Raw genomic sequence first — 25,206 nt, forward strand, 5'->3', positions numbered from 1 at the left:
TCCCAACACGGAAGTGACGGACTATGGCGGAACCAAAACCTGATGAATGGACTGTGCTTATTAAGATCTTGCGGCCTGGGTGTTACCGCGGGATTTTTGAGGGATGGGCACCTTTGGGCATTGCTCCTCGCTGGCGCCCTGCTGGCATTAGCGGCAGGGAATGCCTATCCGGCCCTCTTCCCCGCCGTGCCCGCAGCCGGAGCCTGGCTGGTCGGTCTGGCACTCTGGCAACCGCTCACCGAGGAAATCGTTTTCCGGGGAATCCTGCAAAATGCCCTCGGCGACATGACCCGGCACAAAGGCTGGCACAAGCTGACCACAGCCAACCTGATACAGGCGCTGGCGTTCGCCCTGAGCCACACAATACACCATCCACCTGCCTGGGCCCTCGCGATGATGCCAACGGGTTTGGTATTCGGTTACCTAAGGGAGCGACACCAGCATATCGGTGGAGCCTTCCTCACGCATGCGACTTGGAACCTGGCTTATTTTTGGGCGGTACCAACCCTTCTCACCTAGCGAGCTACCTGCCGGCACGTATTCACCGGACACGCCTTCGGAAACTGCTTATCCCACCGTCCCCCGGACCCCGAACAAATTGACCCAAAACAACTTTAGACATTGACGAAAGAAATATGATCAATGGAGTAGAGATGAAAGCCGTTGTAACCCGTGGGTTGAATTCATGACATAGCCGTCCTGAACCCTGGGTCCCGTCGTTCCAGAGACTCATTGAGGATATCGTTATGCGCACATTCAAACATCTCGCCCTGGCTTCCCTGCTGGGCTGCACTCTGGCATTACCGGTGTCGACACCGCTACTGGCGGCAGATCAGTTACAAACCCAGGACCGGGACCAGACCCAAGACGTCGACCAGACCCAGGACCGCGATCAGACCCGGGATATGGACCAGACCAAGGACATGGACCAGACCAAGGACATGGATCAGACACAGGATATGGACAAGGATCAAGATCGGGATCGGGATCGGGATAGAGACCGCGACCAAACCTACGAACAAGACAAAACCCAGGACAGGGACAGGGACAGGGACAGGGACAGGGACAGGGATCGCGACCGAACCCAAATGAATGCCCCTGCCAATTCGGGTAATAGCGGTTCCGGCAGCGGCAATGGAGGCTCGGGTGGTGGTTCGGGCGGCGGTTCCGGCGGTGGCTCAGGTGGCGGTGCGGGCGGTGGCTCAGGCGGCGCTGGATCCGGCGGCGGTGGCGCGGGCAGCGGTGGTGGCGCCGGCAGCGGCGGCAGCTAATCTTCTCGACAATGGATTCGGAACCCATTGGTGAACACCAAGCGGTTCCGGATCCGCTATTTCCACTGCACCCGCGTTCCCGATGCCAGATCACCATCGGGATGACGAACCACTTGCTCACCGGCCTTAAGTCCTGATAGCACTTCAGCCATAAAGCCGTCATCGTGCCCCAAGGTAACCTGGCGCTCTACAGCGCGCCCCTGATCGATCACGAAGACCGCGCGACCCTTTGAGGTTTCGAAGGTGGCCGACAAGGGCACCTGCAACACCTTTTCCGATGACCAAAGTACAAATACCGTGTCCATACGATAAGCGTCCCCAAGGTTACGCCATTCATCGCGAGGACTGGTAATAGCCACCACCACGCGAACCCGCTGTTCCTCGACACCCAACGCTGAGACCTTGGTGAACCCCTGGGGCTCGACGAGGCTGACCACGCCTTTCAGGGTGCGGCCGCCCCACCCTTCAAGCTCGACAGGGATACCGGGGTGCAGCTTGACCGCATCGAAGCTCAGCACATCGGAGATAACCTCCAAGGCCGCAGGGTCGCCCACTTCCAGCAATGACTCCCCCGCGCTGACAACGCCTTCGCTCTCGCGAACCAGCTTCAGGACGACACCATTGACGGGAGATTGAATCGGCACCAACTCGTTGAGATCGGCCTGGGGCGTGTCGGCGGCAGAGTAGGCAAGCTGGGTACGTGCAGCATCCACCTCGTGACGGGCCACGTCGGCATTGAAATGGGCGGAACGCAATCCAGCGGCAGCCCGTTGATCCTCTGCCCGAGCCTGCTGCAGCTGGTCTTGCGACACGAAATGGGTATGGCTGAGCTTTTCGAGGCGCGCATAGTTTGCCGCCGCCTGCTCGGCGCTGGCACGAGCGGCAGTAACCTGCTCGGCCGCACCTTTCAGGGCTGCCTCTGCAGCGGCGATGCGCGCCCGCGACTCGGCCCTTGAACGTGCATCGAGCACCTGTGAACGCAAGGGCTCCAGGTCGGTAAGGCGCTCCCCTGCCTTTACCGGGTCACCCACATTAAGATTGATCCGCCGAAGGTAACCCGCCACCGGCGCTGAAATCACATACCGATCCTTGACCCGGGTCTTACCTTCTTCCCGGATGGTGACCTTGAGCGGACCGGTCGCCACGGTCGCCACCTCGACCCAGACCGGCTGCGGCCGGAGGGTGAAAAAGACGGCCACCACAACCAATAGCCCCATCCCGCCCCAGAACAGCCATCGTCCCCATCGCATGCTGCAGCCTCCCTCATTCACGCGTTTTCAAAACGGCCACCAGATCCAGGCGCCGCAAACGTCGCCAGACCACCCATCCAGACAATAATGCCGAGCCCATCACCACCGACGCCGACAGGGCATAGGTATGCACCGTCAGCACCAGCGGGATGCGATACAGCTCCGTGCTCAGTCCCACCACCAATCCGGAAGCCAGCGCCCACCCCACCAGCCAGCCACAGGGAATCCCCAGCAACATCAACACAGCAACCTCGCCCAACAGGATATGCGCCACTTCCCGATGGGTATATCCCAACACCCTCAAACTGGCCAGCTCGCGGCCACGCTCCGCCAACGAGATCCGCACCGTGTTATAGATCACCCCAAAGGCAATCACACCCCCAAGAAGACTGTTGAAAAAGGTGAAAGTGAGAAACGTCTTGGCCAGGGTCTGGAAGAAACTGTCGAGCATGGCCTGTCGCAGGTTGAGCGCCAGGACCTTGGGGCGATCCCGAAGCGAACGGTACACCACTTCGGCCTGGGCGGGATCGATATTGAGTAAGGCCTGATTGATCAGCGGCCCATCACCGAGCAGCCGGTTCAGCGCATGCAGGCGCATATAGGCCTGCACGCCAAGAAATTCCCGGGTTACGCCGGCAACCCTCGCCTCAACAACCTTTCCCGTTCCGTCGAGAATACGGATGGAAAGCCGATCCCCAACACCCACATGAAGTTTGCGCGCCAGATAGTCGGTCAGCAGCAGCCCGCCCGGTGGCAACGCGACAGGCTGCAAACGCTCGTCGATCACAGACTGCAAACGGGCACCGACCGGGATGCCGGTAATCGCCGTACGCCAGTGGGACTGGGCATGGTGCAGTTCGACGGGCACCGTACGGCGCCCCTCCGCATACCGGATGCCGGGCTCCCGCACCAGGTCGTCCAGCGTAGAGGCCTTGATCGGCTCACTGAAACTAACCCCCAGGTCCTGCTGCTGCACCTTGGCGAACTGGGTATGCACGATGAACATCACCGAGTCGAACTGGAAATTGCCGACCACGATGATGCCTGTCGCCAGGGCCATGCCAAGCACCGAAAACAGGGTGCGCCCGGGCCGGCGGTCCAGTTGGCGCAGAATCATCTTGCTCGGTGCGGAGAACCAGCGGCCGCCCCCCAGACGATCCAGCAGGGTCTGATGAAAGCGGACCGGCCCCTCCGGGCGCATGGCTTCAGCCGGTGCCAGACGGGTGGCCCGCCGGATGGCACCGAACGCGCCCAGCCAGGCAAACACCAGGACCGTCACAGCAATCAGCAGCAGCCAGCCCGGGTGCAGGCTGAACAGCAGATCGGGAAACCTGTAGAAGCGGCGGTACATCACCCCCAGTGCCCGGCCCAGCCAAAGCCCGGTTACCGTACCCAGCAATAGACCCGCACCCGCGATCACCATCACCAGCTTGGTGTAGTGCCAGCCGATAGCCCGGTTGGAATAGCCGAACGCTTTCAACACGGCGATGATATCCCGCTGGGTACTGATCAGGCGTCCGACCACCACGTTCAGCAGGAACATGGCCACACTCATGAAGATCAGCGGAAACAGGGTCGCCATGATCTTGAGCTGACTTAACTCGTCGCTCAGGAAACGGTGGGAAAACTGATCGTCGCGACTGTAGGCGCCGCTCCCGCCATAGGGCTCCAGCAGGACATCCAGACGCGATATCAACGTCTTGATCGAGGCTCCGGATGTCGTTCGCAGCACCAAACTGTTGAAGGCGCCGTCCATGTCCATTGCCGCTGCCAGTGCTTTTTCCGGCATCCAGAAAATGCCGTAGCGTTGATAGTCGGGCAGCATGGCGCCGGGCGGAATCACATAGATGAACTCCGGCGATTCCACGATCCCCACAATCCGCAGGGTCTGTCGGCGACCGTTGATAATGGCATCGAAATGATCATCGAGTTTCAGGTGATGGGCCTCGGCAAAGCTGCCGATCACCGCCACCTCGTTACTACGCCGGGCATCCGGCAAACGCCCCCGTTGCAGATAGAGCCGGTTCACCGCCGGCTGACCGCTGGCCGGCAGCGACAGAAAACGCGCGGAAATCGGCTCGTCAAAACCCTGCAGCACCAGGTTCGCATGTGCTTCGATACGCGGCTCGAGACGCAACACCCCCGGCACGGCCCGCAGCCGCGGTACCAGTTGCAGCGGGGCTCGTTTCAGATTCACGAAGACATCGGCAAACTGGTTTCGCGCGTAGTAATCGGCACGGGTCGCCTGCATGGAGAAGTAGTTGACCAGCGACATGAGACAGACGGCCACCCCACCCCCAATCACCAGTGCAATCGCCAGCACCTGTCCCCGCAGATGCCAGAGTTCCCGTCGCAGCTTGGCGTTGAGTGCCGACATGACTTACCAGCTCAGGCTTTCCGGGGAGCGGCGACTTTCGACCCGTCGCTCTCCAGAGACCCGTCCATCGGACAAGGTGATGACCCGATCCGCCATCTCGGCGATCACCGCGTTGTGAGTAATGATTGCGGTCGTCGTCCCCGTTTCACGATTGACGCGCTCCAGGGCGGAAAGCACAAGCACACCGGTCTGCGAGTCCAGGGCGCCGGTCGGCTCGTCGCAGAGCAGGACCTGCGGGCGCTTGGCAATGGCCCTGGCGATCGCCACCCGTTGCTGTTCACCACCGGAAAGCTGGGCCGGAAAATGGTCCAGGCGCGCTTCAAGGCCGACCAGCGCCAACGCCTCTTCCGGGGTCATGGGTTGTTCGGCGATCTCGGTAACCGCCGCCACATTTTCCCGGGCCGTCAGGCTGGGGATGAGATTGTAGAACTGAAAAACAAACCCCACGTGGTAGCGGCGGTAATGGGTCAACTCACGCTCCGACGCCCGAGTCAGGTCCATATCCCGATAGAACACCTGCCCGCCGGTGGCGGTATCCAGTCCTCCCAGGATATTGAGCAGCGTCGACTTGCCAGATCCGGAAGCCCCCAGCATGACCAGCAGTTCACCTTCGTACAGGTCCAGGTCCACCCCCCTCAACGCCTCGACCTTGACCTCGCCCAAGTCGTAAACCTTGGTCAGGTCTCTTGTCCGAAATACCCAGCCCTGCCCCATCGTTAAGCCCTTTGCGGATTCCGTCTCATTCTGGCATGGCACCTGGCGCCAGACACTGCCTCAAGTCAAAGTGGCGCGGAGAACACCCCGGACCATTGCCCGATCAGGCTCGTGGCGTTATGCTAGCGGCTGCATCAAGAGAAGGACTGACCTCCTCACCAACCTGCCGCTCCCGGGTAAGGTGGTGCCCCGGATGAACCTGCCGGGGGATGTGGCCGGATCGGCAATCCCACAGGAAGATCCCGCCTTTGGCGTCATTGACGCTACTCTGTCAGTCCTCCAAGCAATTTATACTGGAGGATACCCATGTTCGAAGAAGCCTGGATTTTTGCCGCCTCGGCACGTCGCCAGTCGGAGCCACCCGCCCGCTCGGTACAGGGCCGGATACAGCATTGCGAGGCCGACTGTCCACTCTATTACTGGAGCTGCGAGGGCCGCATTCGCGGTAAAGGATCGCTGCTGTTCCTGTATATCGAATACCGTGACGCCTCGGGGGCCGCCCGCTATACCCGCATGCAATTCCGTGATTCTGCGTCCCTGCATGTTTTTATCCAGAGCCATTTGCCCTACTGGCCGCTCCCCGGACTCGATGCGGACCAAACCCGGACCCGACCGCTCGGCCGGGCAACCGACGAGCAGCGGGCAACGGCCGCCTGACACCTCAGGGGCTCAGCGTCATCACGTGGGTATACTGCTTATCGATATCCGCCGTTTTCAGCGGCATCGGGCGGGTACCCTCGTGCAACCAGACCGGGATGCCGTCGTCATAATGAGGGCTCAGCGGATTACCCGACTGGCCGCCACTATTAATGACATGCAGGGGCTCCTTGGCACCGAAGTCCACCATCAGGCGCATCGCCGGGATATCCCAGACGTGGAAGTTTTCACCGGTGGTATAGCCCGCAACATTCACGGTATTGCGATCGCCCCCCGCCGGATAGGGCCCGCGGTCCTGAAAACGCCCCACCCAGCGAGCCAGCGCCGCCTCGAACGGCGGCATGTGCGCGGCGAACTGGGTCGTTCCCGACTCCCAGGTGTAGGTATGAAAGCGCCCCCAGGCCCACTCCGCCGGACTGCGGCCCAGATGCTTCGCCAGATAAGGTTCAGTGCCCGCTAGCGCCCGGGCCAGGATATCCGCCTTGGTCTCTTTCTGCGGTGTCCGGACATCGTCCCAGAAGGGACTGTCGTCCCGGCCGCGCAGATGATCTTCCTCGGCCGAATAGGTGATACCGCTCACTTCCATCAATGCCCGCCATGCCGGGCTGGTGTCCGGGCCCAGCTCATCGAGGAACAGACCCCGCACAAAAAGATATTCGAAGACCCCGAAACGGGACGCCGCCGTGGATTCGGGCAGCATATCGCCATCAAAGCCCAGCAGGACCTTCAGTGTGCGCCGGGCACTGGCGGCCTGGGCTTCAGGCAGTCTGGCGATAGCGGCGTCGAGCGCCTTGGCCATGGCCGGCTGGGACAACATGCGATCAACCGTGGGGACCAGCAGATCGTGGCGATCGAACTGGAGCTTCAGGGTCTCATCGGCATCGTGCAGATGAGGTTCGCTGAGAACCTGCTGGATGCGCTCGAAGCGCTCGGGGTAATACCAGGAGCTGCTGAGGTGAATCGGGCCGCCCTTTACCGTGCGATGGTTGGCCGTGGCAATGAAACCGGTCGCCGGGTCTTCCTCGTGCGGGCGAAGAGCATCCGGCGCAAACCCGGTCCAGTCGTACTCGCCGGTCCATCCCGGTGACGGCAGCTGTCCGGTACCGTGCTTGCGAACCGGATAACGTCCGGTCACCTGCCAGCCGATATGCTGCGCGTCCGCAAAGACCATATTGAGGGGGATGGAGCGAATGCGCCGGATCTGGGCCTGCGCCTCGTCGAAGTTCTGTGCCTGCCCCAACCTGAAGATGGCGTCGAGGGTCTGGTCCGGCACCTGCAGCGCGTCCTTCAGCGCCAGCCCATAGGACGACGGTGCCGCGATGGGTTGCAGGCGGTTGACGGCGCTGTCGCCGACCAACCCATTCAGCAGGGGACCATGCCGGGTGCTCCACAGCGTCTTGGTCAGCGTTGCACCATCCTTCACATGGAAAGTTTCCTGACGTGCCGTCGCCGGCAGCCACTGCCCCTGATACAGATATTCCAGCTTCCCCTCCCGCCGACGGGTCTTTTCCAGGAACAGGTCCTGGGTGTCCGCCATCACCATCGTCATGCCCCAAGCCACCTTGCCGTTGCTACCGGCAACGATCCCGGGTATCCCCGCGATGGCGATGCCGCCGACCTTGTATTGGGGACAGCGCATTTCCAGCAGCATCCAAAGTGGCGGCTGGGACAGCATCAGATGGGTATCGTTGGCAAGGATGGGCCTGCCGCTGACGGTGTGGCTACCGGCAATGACCCAGTTGTTAGAAGCAGCCAGCCCCTGGGACCAGACGCGCGTCGTTGCCGCCACCGCATCCAGTACCGGCGAGGTCGGCACCTGACTCAGGTCGACGCCTTTCAATTTATCGGCTTCGGCAAAAGGCAGTGGTTCATCGGGGTAGATCGGGAACAACCAGGCCGCCTTGTGCACCCCGACGCGCTTGGCGGCGGCCAGAAACGCCAACTCCTCCTGCACATTAACGCTCAAGCCTTCTGTGAGGACTGTATAAACCCGCAGGGAGTCCAGCGGCGTCCAGGGCTCGGGCCGGTACCCGGCCAGGGCCAACCCCATCGGCAGGCGGTCCCGGTGCATATGGACCCAGGCGTTTACCCCATCGCTAAACCGTTGCAAAAGCTGCCGCATCGCTGGAGGCTCTGATGCCAGCAGCTTGCGGGCGGCGCCATCGAGATCGAGCGCCCGCATATACTCATCCATCGGCAACGCCACCGGTCCAGCCATCTCCGCCAAACGCCCCTGAGCAATCAGCGAGAAGCTTGTCATCTGGGCAATACGGTCCTGGGCCATCACCCACCCGGTGGCAAACGCCAGGTCTGACGTCGAAGCGGCTTCAATCACCGGTATACCCAGCTTGTCACGGCGAACCGTCACGGGCTTCCCGAGACCCGGCACCTGCAAATGGCCATCTTCCGGTGTCAGCGTATCAGCAAACATCGGGTACCAGAGCACCCGCGGGAACCGGTAGATCACGGCGAGCCCCACCAGCACCAATAACAGGATCCCCAACGGCCAAGCCGTCCGCTCTCCCACCCTCATGCCATCGAATCCTTCTAAGGTTATTGTTCTTCAGGCCTGCCCATCGCATGCGCTCGAAAGGCCGTCAAAGTGTCCCTGAACGCCGTGGATATTTCTAGGGAAGCGGCCGCAATCTCCATGGTTTCTCCCCATTGCGCCCGAACAGGAGGTCTCCCGGAAAGCACAATCCGGCGGGATTCCCAAACGTTTCAATGAGCTGCATAGAAATTATCCAGCGCAGAATTCTCGGGTTATACTATGCGGCCATTGGAACAGCGCTTGTCTGGGTCCCCAATGCGGATTCACCGCTTCGTTCCCACTAATAACAACAATCCAGAGCCGTGTGTCCCCGCAGGACCACCGTCGCCTCGGCGAGAGATGACAGCCCGACTATGACCGACCGGAAAAACAGTCCCCGCTTCCAGAATCTGCTGGAAGATGAGGAGCGCCGCACCGCCCAAATCCTGAGCTGGCTATCACTGACCGCGGTTGTCTTCCTGGTTGCCATTGGCTTGGAGTCCTGGCACGCCGGCCATGAGGTGTACGGACAATCCCTGTTCCTTTTCGCCACCCTGGTATTGGGCAATCTCGCCTATTATCGGCGCACCGGCAACCGGTTCCGTCAGAAATGGGGTCTGTTGACGATCGTTGCCATCCTCTTTGCCTATCTAATCGCTTCGGGCGGGGAAAGCAACACAGGTCCGCTTTGGTTCTATGTGTTCCCGCCGCTGGTCTTCTATCTCACTGGTCTGCGTATCGGGTTGATGATGACAGGCGGCTGTCTCCTGTTTGCACTGATCGTGTTCCGTTTCCCCTCGCTACCCTTCGTCGAGGCACATTACTCGTGGGACTTCGAGATGCGCTTCTTCGCCACGCTGCTATTCGAAACGATCTTCTGCTATGTCCTGGACTACAGTCGGCGCAGCGCCCGTAACGAGCTGGTCGAGCTTGCCGCGCTTTACGAGCGCGCCGCCCGCACGGACGAACTGACCGCCATGTCGAACCGACGCGACATGCTGCAGCACCTGACCAAGGAATTCTCACGCTACGAGCGCAGCGGGCACCATTTTTCGGCGGTGTTGATGGATCTGGACCACTTCAAGCGGATCAACGATGTGTACGGCCACGACGCCGGCGACTTTGTCCTCACCGAATTCGCCCACCTGGTGCAATCGGTTTGCCGCAAGAGCGACGTTGCTTCGCGCTGGGGCGGGGAGGAATTTCTGGTACTCCTGCCGGACACGTCACTGCTGCAGGCGCTGGCACTGGCAGAGCGCCTCCGGTATCAGGTGGAGCAGCACAACTTCACCTTCAAGGACCAGACCATTCCCCTCACGCTTAGCGCGGGCGTCTGCTCTATCACCCAGGCAAATTCGGTGGAAAAACTACTCAAGCAGGCAGACGTCAATCTCTACGAGGCCAAGATGAAAGGGCGTAACCAGATCGTGCCTCGCGTGCGTCAGCAACTTACCGATTCCGTCAATGCGACGGAGCCGTCCACCCGGCAAGGTGAAGAATAATCATCCAGTGATGAGGTTCCACCGGCATCACCGACAAACGATTTCCCGGCCGCAATAAGGGCATATCGGACAACTCAGGTTGCCCGCGCAATATCGACAGCGGCACCACCTTCTCGAAACGCCCGATAAAACGCACATCGACGCAATACCAGCGCGGTTTGTCCTGGGAGGATTTGGGGTCGTAATAGGGCGAATCCGGCAGCCAGGCTGTCGGATCGGGATAGCCCGAGCGCACTATCTCCGCCAGCCCGGCGACACCGGGCACAGCACAGCTGGAATGGTAAAACAGCACCTGATCACCAACCTGCATCTGGTCACGCAGCATGTTCCGCGCCTGATAGTTCCGTACACCGTCCCAAGGGGCCGTCGCATCGGGGCTGCCAGCCAGGTCGTCGATGCTGAAGGCATCCGGTTCGCTTTTCATTAACCAATACGCCATGTCGGAGCTCCTTGGGTCCGGTGCAGAGCAGAAAGTCTTCCGCTGCATCCTCTACAAGCTCTCGCCTCAAGTCCAGTCACTCAAGCGGTGAATTTGAGTAGCGCGCAAAATCTGACTAAGATGCGCCCATCACGCACTGCCACCCTCCGAAAGAGGCGCTGACTCACCCTATGGCCCGATTCCGCATTTTCGTCGGCTCCGTCTATGGCGCCACCCTGTATACGGCACGCGCCGTGGAAGCCGCCCTCAAGGCGGAGGGCCACGAGGTACAGGTCTTCGAGCATCCGAAGCCGGAGGACCTGGGCGATGATGGCAGCGTGCTGCTCGTCTGCACGTCCAGTACCGGGCAGGGCGACCTGCCAGAGAACATTCTGCCCTTCTATCTCACGCTGAGAGACACCCTTCCCCTGCAAAACGGACGCCCCTTCGCCGTCATCGCCCAAGGCGACAGCTCCTATGGCGACACCTACGGTGGCGCCGGCGAGAAGCTCTATGAGCTGTTTCTGGAGCTGGCCTGCCGCCCTCTGGCTGAAATGCTGCTGATCGACGTCCTGGAGACGGTCGATCCTGAAGAACCGGCCGTGACCTGGATCCGAGAACTTGCCTCCCGGCTCGACTGATAAAACAGCCGCGGACAGTTGCCGGCCGGACTCGCCGACCGTGCAATACTGAACTACAGTGAAATAACCAGCGTATTTGGTGTAACGGTCGATATCCGAATTTGCGAACTTGCCCGATACGACTGCTACGATGGCGGAATATGATGGGAAAGTCGTGCAGCCCCGACTGCACCAGGATCGGAAAGGAAGCTGGCACGCGAGAGGCCCCAAGCGTTGCAGGGCAGAATGCCCATGGACACCCCTATAATAATAGCTGAACGCCGTGCGCCACCTGATGTTGTTGTGCACCCTGCTGGGTGCCTTAATCATTACCCAATCGGCCACTGCAGCCCCCTTGACTCAGCAAGGCTGGCAGTTCCCGAAAATACAATATCTGCAGATCAGGGGCGGAGGGCCTGCGCTTAAGCTCAAGGAAGTCGAAGCGGCCAAAAACTGGCAGCCGCTCACCCACAACATCCCCAATTTTGGCTATACCACCGACGCCTACTGGTTCCGATTTTCCCTACCGGCAGTTCAAGAGATCAATACACCCAGAATCATCGAGGTGGCCTACCCTCAGCTGGACAGCATCCAATTTCACCTGCTGCGTGACGGCAAACCCGTCGACAGCGTAACCACCGGCGATCACCTGCCTTTCCATGATCGACCCATCGACCACCCCCACTTCCTGTTCCCCGTGAAGCTGGAGCCGGGTGCTCACTATGAAGTCCTGATGCGCGTGCAAACGCAAGGTACGCTGCAGGTTCCCATCCGCATCTGGAAACCGGTCCCGCTGTTCGAGCACCTGATGATCCTGGATGAGCTGCACTCGGTGTATTACGGCATTCTTATCGTGATCATCGTCTTCAATCTCTTCGTCTTCCTGGCGCTGCGCGAGGCGACCTACTTCTATTACGTCGTCGCGACTTTTGGCTACCTGCTGCTGATGGCGACCTTGCGCGGCACCACCTTTCCCCTGCTCTGGCCCAATACACCCTGGCTGCAGAACCAGAGCATGCTGGTATCGATACCCCTTGCCGCGCTCGGCTCGGCGCTCTTCGCCCGCTCATTCCTCGACCTGAAACGGGAAAATCCCTGGCTCGATCGCGCCGTTAAGGTGTCCATCTATGCCTGCTCCATTGCGCTGCTGGGAACCTTTTTGCTGGACTACAACGAGTCGGTCCGTCTGTCGGTAGGACTGGCGATTCCCACCTGCCTGCTCCTGGCGGTGACGGGCCCCGTACAATGGATACGCGGCAGCCGGGCCGCTCGCCTGTATTCACTTGCCTGGGCGGTACTGACGCTTGGCAGTGTGGTCACCGCGCTCAACAAGTACGGGTTCTTCCCAACCAATTTCATCACCGAATTCAGCATCGAATTGGGGTCTGCCATAGAGGCATTGATGCTGACCCTGGCGCTGGCGGAACGCCTCTACCGGGAACGCGAAGACAAGGTCCGTGCCCAGGATGCCCGTCTGCGCGAGCACGCGGAACGCCGTCAGGCTGAACTGCGGCTGATGGACCAGGCATTGCACCACCCCACCACGGGCATGCCCAACCGGGCCTGTTTCGAGATCCTCCTGCGGGACCTGATTCAACGCGAGTCGACAGGCCGCCATGCCGTTGGTGTCCTCCAGCTCAAAAATTACCATGCCATTCACAAGACCCTTGGACACACCAATACCGACAAGGTCATGCAGGCAGCGGCCCAGCGCTTCAACCAATTGGCGGCTGAGCTACCCGGCATTCGATTGGTGGAAGAGGACGAACAGCACCATTTTGCCGTCGCCTCGCTGGAAGTCGACACCTTTGCCTTCGTACTCGATGCCGACGAGGCGCGGACTCAACCGCGCCGCATTGCCCGTTGCCTGGAAGCCCTGCGCGATCCCATCGACTATATGGGCATGCAACTCCCCCTCGACCCCATCGCCGGCGTCTCCCTCTATCCCGATCACGGCGTCGACTCCAACACGCTGATCCGGGAAGCCTATATCGCGCAGGAAAGCGAGGAAGCCCGCGATCGCGGTCTGGCTTATTACCAGCCGGAGCTGGATATCTACAGTGCGGACAGGCTTACGCTGGTGTCGGACCTGAAACGCGCCCTGGCCCGCAAGGAGCTGGCGCTTCATTACCAACCCAAGATGTCTCTCAAGGATTACAGCATTATCGGGGTCGAGGCGCTGATCCGCTGGCCGGCCTGCCAGGACCGCATTCAACCGGAGGAGTTGATTCGAGTTGCCGAGCAGACCGGACTGATCAAACCACTGACCCGCTGGGTGATGGAGCACGCACTGGAAGCCCGCGATCACCTGCTGGAAAACGGCTACGATCTCTCCGTTTCCGTCAACATATCGCCACACAACCTGCGCGAAACCGAGTTCCCCCTATTCGTAAAGCGCCTGATGACCAGCCACCGTCAACATGCCGGTAAGGTGGTGCTCGAAGTGACCGAAACATCGATGATGCAGGACCCCGGCAACTCGCTGCGGGCACTACGCTCGCTCGACATGGCGGGGATCCCGGTATCCATCGACGACTTTGGCTCGGGCTACTCCTCACTGTCCTATATCAAGCGGCTGCCGGCACGGGAAATCAAGATCGACCGTTCCCTCATCGCCGACCTGCTGCATCAGCAAGACGACCGGGTCATTGTGCAGACCACCATCAATATGTGCCACAGCCTGGGCTATTCCGTTGTGGCGGAGGGTGTGGAAGAGCAGGAAATCATCAACCTGCTGGATAGCATGGGATGCGATATGGTGCAGGGGTACGTGTTGACCCCGCCCCTGCCCCTGGATGAGTTAAAGGTCTGGCTGGATCGTCACCAGCAGACACAAGCCTCTTTACGCGCCTGACTCCGGGCGAATGCGACCCTTACTGTTTTTCTGCCGACGACGGATCAAGGCTTCCTGACAGACCGACGCGACCATCGAGCCCGAACGATCGAAAATATTCCCGCGATTGAAGCCCCGACCGCCTGACGCGCTGGGGCTGTCGGTGTCATACAGCAACCAATCGTCGATATGGACCGGGCGGTGGAACCAGATGGCATGGTCCAGGCTGGCGATTTGCAGGCCAGGGTGCATAAAGGTAATCCCGTGAGGTCCCAGGGACGTACCCAGGAGACCGAAATCCGACGCATACGCCAGGAGACAGCGATGCAGCACCTGGTCGTCCGGCAACTGATCGATGGCGCGAAACCAGCTCTGCTTGTGCGGTTCCGTCGCCACCGGCTTGAGGGGGTTAACCGGCGCCACCGGTCGAATATCGATAGCCCGCTCGCGCGTCAGCTGCTCGCGTCGATTATCGGGCATGTATTCCTGTAACTGGCGACGCAGGGTCAGCTCGGACACCAGCGACTCGGGCTCAGGCGCCGCCGGCATGTCGAGCTGATGGGTATAACCCTCCTCCTCTACCTGGAAAGACGCCGACGCCGAAAGGATCTCCCGGTCGTCCTGCCAGGCGATAATGCGCCGGACTGTAAAAGACCCGCCATCACGTACCCGCTGCACTTCATAGTCGATAGGCGCCAACGGATTCCCGCCACGCAGGAAATAGGCATGTAACGAATGTGGCAGACGACCTTCGACGGTGCGACTGGCCGCCATCAGCGCCTGCCCCAGCACCTGGCCGCCAAAAACATTCGGAAAGCCCAGATCCTGACTGTCCCCTCGAAATCTATCGTCACCGGTCGGCACCAGGTCCAGCAGATCTACCAGTTCTCGCACGACTTCCTGCATACCCGCTCCCATTATCATTGCGCGGCGCGTACCCTACGACGTAGTCAGTGGCACGAGATACCCGACGCGATTCATTACCTGTGGAGATGGAGTTCTACCCGACACTACCGCGTGACGCAATGGCACAATGCACGGATCGAGCTTGGCCTTTTCGATCAGGTGGGCTTAAAAGCTAGCGGAAAATGCTAACCCCCTTTAAGAAGACGGGTAAAAAGACTTCAGTATACAATTGTATTATGAATGGTTTAATGAAGCCGCTCGGTTCACCCGACTCTCGCATCACACAGGTTGTATCAGAATTATCCTTATGCAATACCGATTGGCTGGACACCCGTCAGGATACAGGCTTTTCAGGATGCTGGGCGTCGCACTGCTTTTCGTGGTCGGCCCATGCCATGCTCTGGACCTGAATTATAATCCGGTACTGGACGCTCCCCGCAGCACCCAGGCACCGGCCGTCACTTCCGAGAATGAGCCTCCGGTACTGATACGCCAGACCAAACCGACAACATCGCGGGAACAGGCTGGCGGTTGGCATTGGCTGTCACACCTCTCCGCCTCCCGGCCAAAAGACTGGCAGGGCCGCACACAAGCCGAGCGGGTCGCCAATGCCCAGAACGACACCTATAACGCACGACGCAACCCATTACCCCTCGCCAACGATTTGCCGGAAAGCCTGCAGGATCTGCCCCTGACGGTGGATGTCGGCGTGCAATACCGCTTCTAGCGCCGCTTTTCATCCTCTTCGTGCAGATTCGCGCAACGCACACAGCGTGTCGAGAAGGGGCGTGCCTTGAGACGTTCCAGCGGGATGCGTTCACCGCAGTCCTCACATTCCCCGTAAAGCCCCTCTTCCATGCGGATCAGCGCACGGTTGATGCGAGAGATTTCCATCTCCGCGCCCTTACCCAGCGCGTCCAGCACTTCTCCATTCTCGCGCTCTACGGCCTGTTCTGCGAAATCATGATCGAGCGGCGTACCGATATTCTCCTTGATCGCATCAACCCGCTGTTCCAATTCGGCACGGCGCTGCAGCAACTGGCGTTCGATTTCTGAATAATCCTGCTTGGCATTGTCTTTCATATACCGAACCTGCCTTTAACGAAGCGTGAATAAAAGCAGTTTACCGCGAAAACCTTCGGTATATCTTGACCGGGGACAGCCCGCCGGCAGAACCGGCGGGCAGGGGAGGCATGACTGGATCAGGAGTGCAGGGGGGGCACTTCCTTGGAAAGCTGCTGTTTTTCCAGGGCATATTTGCCGGTCAGCGCAAATCCGATCACTTGGGAGGACGAGTCCCGGAACAGAGCCCGGATATCCAGTCCTTCGCCCTCGATCTCCCATTGTCCCTGCGCTGATAGCGGCGGCGGACAAACCGCCGTGGGGCAGCAGGGCGTCTTGATCACGACCGGCATGGTGCCGTAGGACACTTCCGTCCGGGTGCCCGCAAGTGTCTTTGCCAGCGCCCGGGAACTGGCCATCAACGGCAGGACGTAAAGCAGCACATAGCCGTCCACTTCGGCACAGTCACCCAAGGCGTAGACATCGGGAGCACTGGTTTCCAGCGCGCGGTTGACCACGATCCCCTTCTGCACCGTCAGGCCGGCCGCTTTCGCCAGCTCGGTCCGCGGTCGCAGGCCGACGGCAGATATGACGAGATCGGCGTCAACGGTTTCGCCATTGTCCAGCACCAGGCGAACCCCATCCCCTTCCCGGTCGACACGGCTCACCGCAGTCTCGAAGTGGAAGCGCACACCGATATCCCGCAGCCCCTGCACAATCGCATCGCCGGCCGCGTCGGGCAGCAATCCGGGCAGCGCCGTGGTACAGGGCGCAATCATATCGACTTCGTAGCCGCCATTAACCAGATCGTTGGCAAACTCACAACCGATCAGACCCGCACCCATAATCGCCACGCGACGACGTCCTTCCAGCGCCTGGCGGAAGGCACGGTAATCCATCAGGTCGTTGATCGAGTAAACATGCTCGAGGCCTTCACCCTCCAGGTTGAGACGAATGACATCCGCCCCCCAGGCCAATACCAGCTTGCTGTAGCGCAACCGCTCGTCACCAATGGCGATTTCGTGCCGATCGGTATCCAGCGCGGTCACCGTGGTATAGGTGCGCACCTGGATACCCAACTGCTCCGCCATGGCCCCGGCATCGCTTTGCACCAGTTCATCCGCCAACTTGCCCTTGGTGAAGCCGGTGGACAGCATCGGCTTGGAGTAGCTGTGCCCGTCATCGGCGGTGATCATCAATAACGGCGTTTCCTTGTCCAACTTGCGAAATTCGCGCGCCAGGGAATAGCCGGACAGGCCGGTGCCGATAATGACTACGGGAGCCCTTTCTCTCATTCTGCATTCCTCGCTGGGAGTCACTCTCTGGCGCGGGATCAACCGATCTCGATCATCTCGAAATCTTCCTTGCCGACACCACAATCAGGGCATACCCAGTCGTCAGGTACATCGTCCCAGGCCGTTCCCGGTGCGATACCGTCTTCCGGCCAGCCTTTCTCTTCGTCGTAGATCCAACCACAAACCACGCACTGCCATTTTTTCATTGAATCATGCCTCCTTGGGCATAGTGTCAGCCATCTCAGACAAAATTGTCAAACAATCCTACTGCCACCCAAAAATCCACACAGTGATCCCATGCCAATCGGTGACCAAATTTCCCAGGGGCACATCATACGAGTTGCAGGGGCGCGAACCAATGCCATTGGTGACGGCAATGGGACGAAATTGAGTCATTTCGACCATCGCCTGAGCCGCCTATTCCGTCATTCCTTGGGGTATAATCTCCGCCTTTAATCACGACGCGCCACCTGACAGGAATCATTTCATGACTGAAACCATCGACGAAATGCAGCGGGTTTTCGACGAAGCAGATTGTCTCTGCACCGAAACCGAGGTCCAGAGCGCAATCGAGTCCATGGCGGAGGCCATCACAGCACGCCTGGCTGCATCCAACCCGCTGCTTTTCTGCGTCATGAATGGCGGCCTGATTCTGACCGGGCAGCTTTTACCAAAGCTGAAGTTTCCCCTCCAGGCCGAATACCTGCACGCCACACGCTATCGCCAGGAAACCACCGGCGGTATCCTGGAGTGGCAGGTCAAGCCTGCCAGCAGCATGCGGGATCGTACCGTGCTGATTGTCGATGACATCCTGGACGAAGGCACCACCCTGGCGGCTATCATGGACTTCTGCCGCGCCCAGGGCGCCAGCGAAGTGCTCTCCGCGGTGCTGGTCGACAAACAACACGACCGCAAGGCACGTCCGGACCTGAAGGGCGACTTCACCGGGCTGGAAGTGGAAGACCGCTTCCTCTTTGGCTTCGGTATGGACTACAAGGGCTACTGGCGCAATGCACCCGGGATCTATGCGGTAAAAGGCCTGTAGCACGACGATGGAGCGCTGAACGCCCTTTTGGGCAGATGTGAAACCACCACAAGGAGCGCGGATTCGCTATGCCCATACACGGCAACGGACTGGACCTGTTACTGATCCTCCTGGCCGCTGCCGTCCTGATCTCTGCGCTGTTCCGTCGCATCAACGTGCCCCCCACCCTGGCCTACCTCTGTGTAGGCCTGCTGGTACACCCGGCACCTGACCAACTCAGCACTATTCAGATCCTCGCCGAGTTCGGCGTGGTCTTCCTGCTGTTTTCGCTGGGCCTGGAGTTTTCCCTGCCCAGAATGCTGGCGCTTCGTCATACGGTCTTTGTCGTGGGCGGGCTTCAGGTCCTGATCTGCGGCGCCCTGATTTTCGCGGCAGCCTGGCTGGCCGGCGCTACCGCCGAGCAGGCCACCGTTATCGGCGGGGCACTGGCCCTGTCTTCCACGGCCGTGGTCAGCAAGGAGCTGACAACACGCCATGAGCTGAACCAAGCCCATGGACAGACGGCCATCGGCATCCTGCTGTTCCAGGACCTGGCGGCAGTCATCCTCCTGATACTGGTCCCCGCACTGTCGGATACGCTTCATCACGACGCGCTGCTCCCGGTCATCGGCATTACCCTGATCAAAGGGGCGATCCTGTTTGCCGTACTGTTGAGCCTGGGCAAATGGGTATTGCCGCGCCTCTTCGACGAAGTGGCGAAAGCACGCTCCGAAGAACTGTTCGTCATGACCGTGTTGCTGACTTCCCTTCTTGCCGCCGCGCTGACCCATACGTTTGGCCTCTCCATGGCCCTCGGTGCCTTTATCGCCGGCATGATGCTGAGCGAAACCCACTACCGGCATCAGGTCGAGGCCGACATCCGCCCCTTCCGCGACCTGCTGCTGGGACTCTTCTTCGTCAGTGTCGGCATGTTGATCGATGTGCGCACCCTGGCAACCACCTGGCACTGGGTGCTGATCTTTTCCAGCCTGCTGGTGCTGGGCAAAGCCTGCGCTATCGTGCTGCTGGCACGCTGGCAGGGGCTGGAGCGCCCTGCTGCCCTGCGCGCCGGACTCTACCTGGCTCAGGGAGGCGAATTTGCCTTTGCCCTCTTTGCCCTGGCGGGACAGCGCAACCTGCTATCGCCATCCTGGCAGGCGGTGTTAGTCACCACCGTCGTCATCTCCATCGCCATGACTCCGGTCCTGATCGGTTTCGTCACACCCTGGCTACTGCGCCGCCTGAGCGATCACGACACGTTAAAAGCCGAGCGCGATACCGGAGACCTGCATCAGGCCAGCGAAAACCTGCGCGACCATGTGGTGATCTGCGGTTTCGGTCGTGTCGGCCAGACCGTCGCCCGCTTCCTGCGCCGCGAAGGAATCCCCTTCCTGGCCGTCGACGTCGATCCTGTGCGCGTACAGGAAGCCAGCGCCGCCGGCGAACCCGTCTTTTTCGGCGACGGCACCCGCGCCAGCATTTTGCGGGCCCTGGGCTTACAAAGGGCCAAATTGCTGGTCATCAGTCACGCCGAAACCGACAGGGCCGCGCGAATCATCACGCTTACCCGGGAACAGGGCCTGAAAACCCCCATACTGGTCCGTACCCGAGACGACTCGGAGCTGGCCCTGCTGCAGAAGCTGGGCGCGACTGAAGTCATCCCCGAAACCCTGGAAGCCAGTCTTACCCTGGTCTCCCATGTGTTGATGCTGATGGGGGTTTCCGCCGAACGGGTGTTCCGCGATATCAGCGAAACCCGGCGCGACCGCTACAGCATCCTGCACGGTTATTATCACGGTTTGCAGTCCCGCCTGACCGATGCCCATGGCAGACCCCTGGAACTCCTGCATCCAGTGCGACTGCCTACGGAAGCCTGGGCCTGCGGCAAGACCGTCGCGGATCTCACCCTGGGCACGCCGATCTACGCTATCCGCCGGGAGGACGGCAGCCTGGCGCCCCTTATAACTGAAGAATCCCAACTGAACGCCGGTGACACGGTGGTTCTGCAGGGGCCGCATGACGCCGTCGAAAAGGCTGAACGCAGGTTGCTCGCAGGATGATTCCATGGCCGTCTGGCGTTATGATGGCGCCTCTTCGATATGACGAGAACGAGTCCGTCGCCCTGATGCGCAACCACGCCACCTGCCGCTGGCTCCCCCATCGCCGCATTTCCGCCATGCATGTACCGGCACGGGTGCGTGACCTCCTGCTATCGCGGGGTTCCCTCACACGACGCCTGCGGCATCGAAGCCAGCACAACTTCCACGTGCGGATCGTCCGGGAACAGTTTGCACAACCGACCCTCGACGAGTGTCGGCTCCTGCAACTTCCGACACGGGAACTGGCGTGGATAAGGGAAGTTGAGCTGGTCGGCGACGGTGAAGTCTGGGTGGAGGCGAGAACCGTTTTCCCCCTACACACGTTGCAGGGCAAGCATCGTCGCTGGCGCCACCTCGGCTCACGTCCGATCGGAGAGATCCTGTTCCGGGAGCATGGCTGGCAGCGAGGCCCGCTGGAAGTGGCCATTCCGTCGGACGTCTGGCAATCAGGCCCCTTTACCCGCAGGTCCTGCTTCAGCAACCAGGATCGGCAGGTCCTGATCACCGAACAATTCAGTGCCGTCCTCTGGCAAACCCGCCCCGGAAATCCGGGACAGGGCCAATAGGTGAAGGTTCGAATCCCCGGAACGCCAGGGCTATAATCGGCCCACTACCGTTTATCGGCCGCCCTAACGGTCCACCCCGCTGCAGAGAAAGGCGAAATGACAGTACGCATACCCACCCTGCCCCTTCGTGAGAAATGGCCCCATTACATGCGCCTGATGCGCCTCGACCGCCCCATCGGCAGTTTCCTGCTGCTGTGGCCGACGCTCTGGGCGCTCTGGTTCGCGGCGGGCGGATTTCCCTCGATAGGCAACCTGATCGTTTTTGTTCTCGGCGTCTTCATGATGCGGGCTGCCGGCTGTGCCATCAACGACTTTGCTGACCGCGACTGGGACGGTGCCGTTGAGCGCACCCATCAACGCCCGCTCGCCACCGGCGCCATTCAGCCCCGGGAAGCCATCGTCCTGTTTCTGCTCCTGAGCCTGGCGGCCTTTTCGATGGTCGTGTTGTTCACCAACCGGCTGACCCTGTACCTCTCCTTTGGGGGCCTGGCGCTGGCGTTCATCTACCCCTTTATGAAGCGGTATACCCACTTGCCCCAGCTATTTCTCGGCGCCGCCTTTTCCTGGGCGATTCCGATGGCCTGGGCGGCACAGGCGGACCAATTGTCGCGCCTGACCTGGCTGGTTTTCACCGCCAATGTGCTCTGGACTGTCGCCTACGACACGTTCTACGCGATGGTCGACCGTGACGACGATCTCAAGGTCGGCATCAAATCCACCGCCATCCTGTTCGGCGAAGCCGACCGCCTGATCATTGGCATCATGCAAGCACTGACGGTGGTGGTGCTCTTCATGGTCGGGCATCAATGCGGCCGTGGTGTCTGGTTCAATCTGGGCCTGGTGGCCATGGCCAGCCTGTTTGTCTATCAGCAGCATCTGGTTCGTCACCGTGACCGGCAGGCCTGCTTCCGCGCGTTCCTCAATAACAACTGGGCCGGATTTGCGGTCTTTGTCGGCCTGGTCCTGGATTACGCACTGCACTGATCGAACCGATCTCAAGTCGAGGCAGCCGCTGTCATATAGATGTAACATGGTTTCTTTGTAATATGGCTGCCACGAATCGGAAGCAGGTTGCTTACCCATGTCCGGAAAGACAGTTCTGATTGTTGATGATGAAGCGCCGATCCGGGAGATGATCGCCATAGCGCTGGAGATGGCCGATTACGACTATCTGGAAGCCGGCGACGCCCGTGAGGCTCACGCCCTGATCGTCGATCGCAAGCCCGACCTGATTTTGCTGGACTGGATGTTACCCGGCACCAGCGGCGTCGAGCTGGCAAGGCGCCTCAAACGCGATGAGCATACGGCGGAGATTCCGATCATTATGCTCACCGCCAAGGTCGAGGAAGACAACAAGATCCAGGGCCTGGAAGTCGGTGCAGACGATTACATCACCAAACCCTTTTCACCGCGTGAACTGGTTGCCCGCCTCAAGGCGGTGCTGCGCCGCACTACGCCACCCGGCGTCGAAACACCGGTCGACGTCGACGGCCTGCGCCTGGACCCTGTCTGCCACCGAGTGACCGCCAATGGCGGTGCCGTCAATATGGGGCCGACAGAATACAAACTCTTGCAGTTCTTCATGACCCACCAGGAACGCGTCTATACTCGCAATCAATTGCTGGACCAGGTCTGGGGTGGCAATGTCTATGTCGAGGAACGCACCGTTGACGTCCATATACGGCGTCTGCGCAAGGCCCTGGGTCCCTCGCACGACTATCTCATCCAGACCGTACGCGGCACCGGGTATCGTTTCTCGACCCGCGCCGCCTGATTCCAGCCCTGTTTTCAGGTTCTGCCACCGACGCCTTCCGGGGTGACGGTGGTCGAGCCGTTTTTCCGGAAGATATATGCACCGCAACTGGTCTGATCACATCAAGCTCCTGCTGCTGGGCATCGCCCTGCTGCTCGCGGTCGGCTTGTTGGTCGGCCAGCCGGGCTGGGTGTTGGCCGGCGGCCTCGGCGCTTACCTGATCAGCGTGCTGTGGCAACTCAAGCGACTCTACCAATGGGTCCATTCGCCGGATTTCGATGATGAGCCGCCCCGCGCCTTCGGTCTTTGGGGTGACCTTTTCGAAACCCTGTTCCGTGCGCAACAGGTGCAGCTGCGCGCTCAGGACCGCATGCAGGCCCTGATCAACCGGGTGCAGGAGTCCACCAACACCTTGCGCGATGCGGTCATCATGACAGACGCCAACGGCGTACTCGAATGGTGGAATCTGGCGGCGGAGCAGCTTCTGGGATTCCGTCGGGGCAGTGATCAGGGCCAGTTGATCTATAACCTGATCCGGACTCCCGCCTTCAAGCACTATTTTGAGGCCAAGCAATACCGGGACCTGCTGGAGATTCCCTCGCCCTCGCGCGCCCAGCTCCGCCTGCAGATCCAGATCAACCTGTTCGGCGAGGACGACCGGCTGATCATTGTCCGTGACGTCACCCGCCTGCACCAACTGGAGCAGATGCGACGCGATTTCGTCAGCAATGTGTCCCATGAGATGCGCACCCCGCTGACCGTCATCAGCGGCTATCTGGAAACCATGGTCGAGTATGCCGACCAGTTTCCGCCACGCTGGCAACGACCACTGAACACCATGGCCCAACAGGCTCAGCGCATGGAAGCGCTCATCGCCGACCTGATCCTGCTGGCCAAGCTGGAAACCGGGGAACGCGAAGTTCACACCCGAACGACCGATGTGCCTGCGCTGTTGAAGGCTATCCGCGACGATGCCACAGCACTCAGCGGCGATCGCAAGCACCAGATCAGTCTGGTCTGCGACAGCCAACAGTCACTGCTGGGCGACGACCACCAGTTACGCAGCGCCTTTTCCAATCTGATATTCAATGCGGTGAAATACACGCCAGCCGGCGGGGAAATACAGATTCGCTGGTTCGTGGATAGTGAGGGCGCACATCTTTCGGTGCGAGACAACGGGATCGGCATCGACCCCGTTCACATTCCGCGATTGACAGAGCGTTTCTACCGGGCAGATCCCAGTCGCCATAAGGAAACCGGGGGCACCGGCCTGGGGCTGGCCATCGTCAAGCATGTACTGCTCAACCACGATGGGCGACTGGAGATTCGCAGTACACCGGGAGCAGGCAGCGAGTTCATCTGTCATTTTCCGTCTCAGCGGCTGACGGAGGAAACCGAAGAGACGGAAGCGGAAACCGTTCTGGCTAACTCCCCCGAAAGCCGGCAATAAACCGTGACAGGTCTTCCAGCTTCTGCGGATCTTCGTCGACAAAGCGGATGATCAGACTGACGAAATCGGTATCCACCCGCTTCTCGACCGCCTGCATCTGATGCACATAGCCGTTAAGGCGCGCCACACGGTTATCCCCCAGGTCCATATCCACAACGGCCTGATCCAGAATGCCCGGGAACTGCTGGTCACGCTTGGCGATGACACGGATCTCCGTCAGCGTAATATCCTTGATCACGCATTTGAGTACCGAGTCGGCGAAACGGACCGCCGCCACACCACGCATCCGCTGAGCCGGGTCCTTGCCGCCCGATGCAGCTGCAGCTGGCGCCGCTGCGCCGTTATCGACTTCCGCCGAGCCGCGCGTCGCCTGAGTGAGCAGCGTCGCCGATTCACGGAAGGCGTCCGGGGTTGCGGAGACTTTCGAGCCGTCCGACATCGCCGCCTTCAGCTTGCGCCCCATGACCTTGATGATCTTCTTGGTCAGGGCATCAGGCGAGAACGGCTTGCCCAGGTATTCGGAAACGCCCTGCTGCACGGCCTCGATCACGTGGGACTTGTCGCCCCGGCTGGTGATCATGATAAACGGACAGGTCTTATAGGCATCGTGCTGCCGCATCCATTGCAGCAACTCGAGACCGGACATTTCCGGCATCTCCCAGTCGCAGAGGATGAGATCGAAAAAGGTTCGGCTCATCAGAGACTGGGCCTTGCGACCGTTCGCCGCCTCCGTCAGCTCGATGACCGGGAATTTGCTGCGCACTGTGCGTTTGACCAGATCGCGCACGAAGCTGGCGTCGTCCACAACGAGCGCCTTTATAATCGCCATGTTATATCTACTGCCTGCGTGGCCCAGAGAAGTCTAAAGTGGGCATTCGC

Annotated in this window: 23 protein-coding genes and 1 riboswitch; of the genes, 13 read left to right on the forward strand and 10 right to left on the reverse strand. The window is 60.3% G+C overall.

Annotation, left to right across the window (positions count from 1 at the left end; genetic code table 11):
* The first annotated feature begins 42 nt into the window (after positions 1–42).
* Entirely contained in the window at positions 43–519 is a 477-nt protein-coding gene (mrtJ, locus tag CLR77_RS03510; protein ID WP_097459184.1) for a JDVT-CTERM system glutamic-type intramembrane protease MrtJ, read from the forward strand.
* Between the two features lie 227 nt (positions 520–746).
* Entirely contained in the window at positions 747–1,271 is a 525-nt protein-coding gene (locus tag CLR77_RS19980; RefSeq protein ID WP_143269358.1) for a hypothetical protein, read from the forward strand.
* A 56-nt stretch (positions 1,272–1,327) separates the two neighbouring features.
* On the opposite strand, the gene CLR77_RS03515 is transcribed toward CLR77_RS19980, so the two are convergent.
* From CLR77_RS03515 to CLR77_RS03525, 3 genes are read right to left on the reverse strand one after another with little or no spacing between them, the layout of a single operon-like run.
* Positions 1,328–2,521, reverse strand: a complete 1,194-nt coding sequence (locus CLR77_RS03515) for an efflux RND transporter periplasmic adaptor subunit (protein WP_097459185.1) — start codon at positions 2,519–2,521, stop codon at positions 1,328–1,330.
* Positions 2,522–2,534: 13 nt separating this feature from the next.
* Positions 2,535–4,898: an ABC transporter permease gene (locus CLR77_RS03520; protein WP_097459186.1), complete on the reverse strand. Its 2,364-nt coding sequence runs from the start codon at positions 4,896–4,898 to the stop codon at positions 2,535–2,537.
* Positions 4,899–4,901: 3 nt separating this feature from the next.
* Positions 4,902–5,612, reverse strand: coding sequence for an ABC transporter ATP-binding protein (locus tag CLR77_RS03525; protein ID WP_097459187.1), 711 nt, complete (start codon positions 5,610–5,612; stop codon positions 4,902–4,904).
* Between the two features lie 126 nt (positions 5,613–5,738).
* A riboswitch (SAM-I-IV-variant riboswitch) is annotated at positions 5,739–5,853 on the forward strand.
* Positions 5,854–5,918: 65 nt separating this feature from the next.
* Between CLR77_RS03525 and CLR77_RS03530 the strand changes: the two genes are divergently transcribed.
* A complete protein-coding gene (locus CLR77_RS03530) occupies positions 5,919–6,269 on the forward strand; it encodes a hypothetical protein (protein WP_097459188.1) in 351 nt (116 codons plus the stop codon).
* Positions 6,270–6,273: 4 nt separating this feature from the next.
* Here CLR77_RS03530 and CLR77_RS03535 read toward each other — a convergent pair whose 3' ends face one another.
* Positions 6,274–8,802, reverse strand: a complete 2,529-nt coding sequence (locus CLR77_RS03535) for a penicillin acylase family protein (RefSeq protein ID WP_097459189.1) — start codon at positions 8,800–8,802, stop codon at positions 6,274–6,276.
* A 371-nt stretch (positions 8,803–9,173) separates the two neighbouring features.
* Between CLR77_RS03535 and CLR77_RS03540 the strand changes: the two genes are divergently transcribed.
* Complete coding sequence (locus CLR77_RS03540) at positions 9,174–10,301, forward strand: GGDEF domain-containing protein (RefSeq protein ID WP_097459190.1); 1,128 nt, start codon at positions 9,174–9,176, stop codon at positions 10,299–10,301.
* Here CLR77_RS03540 and CLR77_RS03545 read toward each other — a convergent pair.
* Positions 10,261–10,740 (reverse strand): EVE domain-containing protein, encoded by a 480-nt coding sequence (locus CLR77_RS03545; RefSeq protein ID WP_097459191.1) that lies wholly within the window; start codon positions 10,738–10,740, stop codon positions 10,261–10,263. The genes CLR77_RS03540 and CLR77_RS03545 overlap by 41 nt on opposite strands.
* Positions 10,741–10,910: 170 nt before the next feature.
* Between CLR77_RS03545 and CLR77_RS03550 the strand changes: the two genes are divergently transcribed.
* Together CLR77_RS03550 and CLR77_RS03555 are read left to right on the forward strand one after the other, a co-directional pair.
* Positions 10,911–11,360 carry a flavodoxin domain-containing protein gene (locus tag CLR77_RS03550; RefSeq protein ID WP_097459192.1) on the forward strand — a complete coding sequence of 150 codons (450 nt, stop codon included), beginning with the start codon at positions 10,911–10,913 and terminating at the stop codon, positions 11,358–11,360.
* Positions 11,361–11,622: 262 nt separating this feature from the next.
* Complete coding sequence (locus tag CLR77_RS03555) at positions 11,623–14,193, forward strand: EAL domain-containing protein (protein WP_227519784.1); 2,571 nt, start codon at positions 11,623–11,625, stop codon at positions 14,191–14,193.
* On the opposite strand, the gene CLR77_RS03560 is transcribed toward CLR77_RS03555, so the two are convergent.
* The gene (locus CLR77_RS03560) at positions 14,182–15,078 is read right to left on the reverse strand and encodes an acyl-CoA thioesterase (RefSeq protein WP_097459193.1); all 897 of its coding nucleotides are present in this window, start codon (positions 15,076–15,078) and stop codon (positions 14,182–14,184) included. The two genes, CLR77_RS03555 and CLR77_RS03560, sit on opposite strands and share 12 nt — an antisense overlap.
* Positions 15,079–15,385: 307 nt before the next feature.
* Here CLR77_RS03560 and CLR77_RS03565 point away from each other — a divergent pair, with 307 nt between their 5' ends.
* Positions 15,386–15,805, forward strand: a complete 420-nt coding sequence (locus tag CLR77_RS03565; protein WP_143269359.1) for a hypothetical protein — start codon at positions 15,386–15,388, stop codon at positions 15,803–15,805.
* Here CLR77_RS03565 and CLR77_RS03570 read toward each other — a convergent pair.
* The 3 genes from CLR77_RS03570 to rd all read right to left on the reverse strand — a co-directional run bounded on the left by CLR77_RS03570 (position 15,802) and on the right by rd (position 17,641).
* Complete coding sequence (locus tag CLR77_RS03570; RefSeq protein WP_097459195.1) at positions 15,802–16,161, reverse strand: TraR/DksA family transcriptional regulator; 360 nt, start codon at positions 16,159–16,161, stop codon at positions 15,802–15,804. The genes CLR77_RS03565 and CLR77_RS03570 overlap by 4 nt on opposite strands.
* Positions 16,162–16,280: 119 nt before the next feature.
* On the reverse strand, positions 16,281–17,435 hold the full coding sequence (locus CLR77_RS03575) for an NAD(P)/FAD-dependent oxidoreductase (RefSeq protein ID WP_097459196.1): 1,155 nt from the start codon (positions 17,433–17,435) through the stop codon (positions 16,281–16,283).
* A 38-nt stretch (positions 17,436–17,473) separates the two neighbouring features.
* The gene (rd, locus tag CLR77_RS03580; protein ID WP_097459197.1) at positions 17,474–17,641 is read right to left on the reverse strand and encodes a rubredoxin; all 168 of its coding nucleotides are present in this window, start codon (positions 17,639–17,641) and stop codon (positions 17,474–17,476) included.
* Positions 17,642–17,922: 281 nt separating this feature from the next.
* On the opposite strand from rd, the gene CLR77_RS03585 reads away from it, so the two are divergent.
* The 6 genes from CLR77_RS03585 (at position 17,923) to phoR (ending at position 24,327) form a co-directional block, all read left to right on the forward strand.
* Positions 17,923–18,480, forward strand: a complete 558-nt coding sequence (locus CLR77_RS03585) for a hypoxanthine-guanine phosphoribosyltransferase (protein WP_097459198.1) — start codon at positions 17,923–17,925, stop codon at positions 18,478–18,480.
* A gap of 68 nt (positions 18,481–18,548) precedes the next feature.
* Positions 18,549–20,519 (forward strand): cation:proton antiporter domain-containing protein, encoded by a 1,971-nt coding sequence (locus tag CLR77_RS03590; RefSeq protein WP_097459199.1) that lies wholly within the window; start codon positions 18,549–18,551, stop codon positions 20,517–20,519.
* Entirely contained in the window at positions 20,516–21,124 is a 609-nt protein-coding gene (locus tag CLR77_RS03595) for a chorismate--pyruvate lyase family protein (RefSeq protein WP_097459200.1), read from the forward strand. Before CLR77_RS03590 ends, CLR77_RS03595 begins: the two co-directional genes overlap by 4 nt.
* A 96-nt stretch (positions 21,125–21,220) precedes the next feature.
* On the forward strand, positions 21,221–22,108 hold the full coding sequence (ubiA, locus tag CLR77_RS03600) for a 4-hydroxybenzoate octaprenyltransferase (RefSeq protein WP_097459201.1): 888 nt from the start codon (positions 21,221–21,223) through the stop codon (positions 22,106–22,108).
* A 97-nt stretch (positions 22,109–22,205) separates the two neighbouring features.
* Positions 22,206–22,898, forward strand: a complete 693-nt coding sequence (phoB, locus tag CLR77_RS03605; protein ID WP_097459202.1) for a phosphate regulon transcriptional regulator PhoB — start codon at positions 22,206–22,208, stop codon at positions 22,896–22,898.
* Between the two features lie 76 nt (positions 22,899–22,974).
* Entirely contained in the window at positions 22,975–24,327 is a 1,353-nt protein-coding gene (phoR, locus tag CLR77_RS03610; RefSeq protein ID WP_097459203.1) for a phosphate regulon sensor histidine kinase PhoR, read from the forward strand.
* Here the strand turns inward: phoR and CLR77_RS03615 are convergent.
* Positions 24,302–25,156: a response regulator gene (locus CLR77_RS03615; protein ID WP_097459204.1), complete on the reverse strand. Its 855-nt coding sequence runs from the start codon at positions 25,154–25,156 to the stop codon at positions 24,302–24,304. The genes phoR and CLR77_RS03615 overlap by 26 nt on opposite strands.
* Between the last annotated feature and the right edge of the window lie 50 nt (positions 25,157–25,206).

This window comes from Mangrovitalea sediminis (genome assembly GCF_002514725.1).
GTDB classification, from domain to species: Bacteria; Pseudomonadota; Gammaproteobacteria; order Pseudomonadales; family Oleiphilaceae; genus Mangrovitalea; species Mangrovitalea sediminis.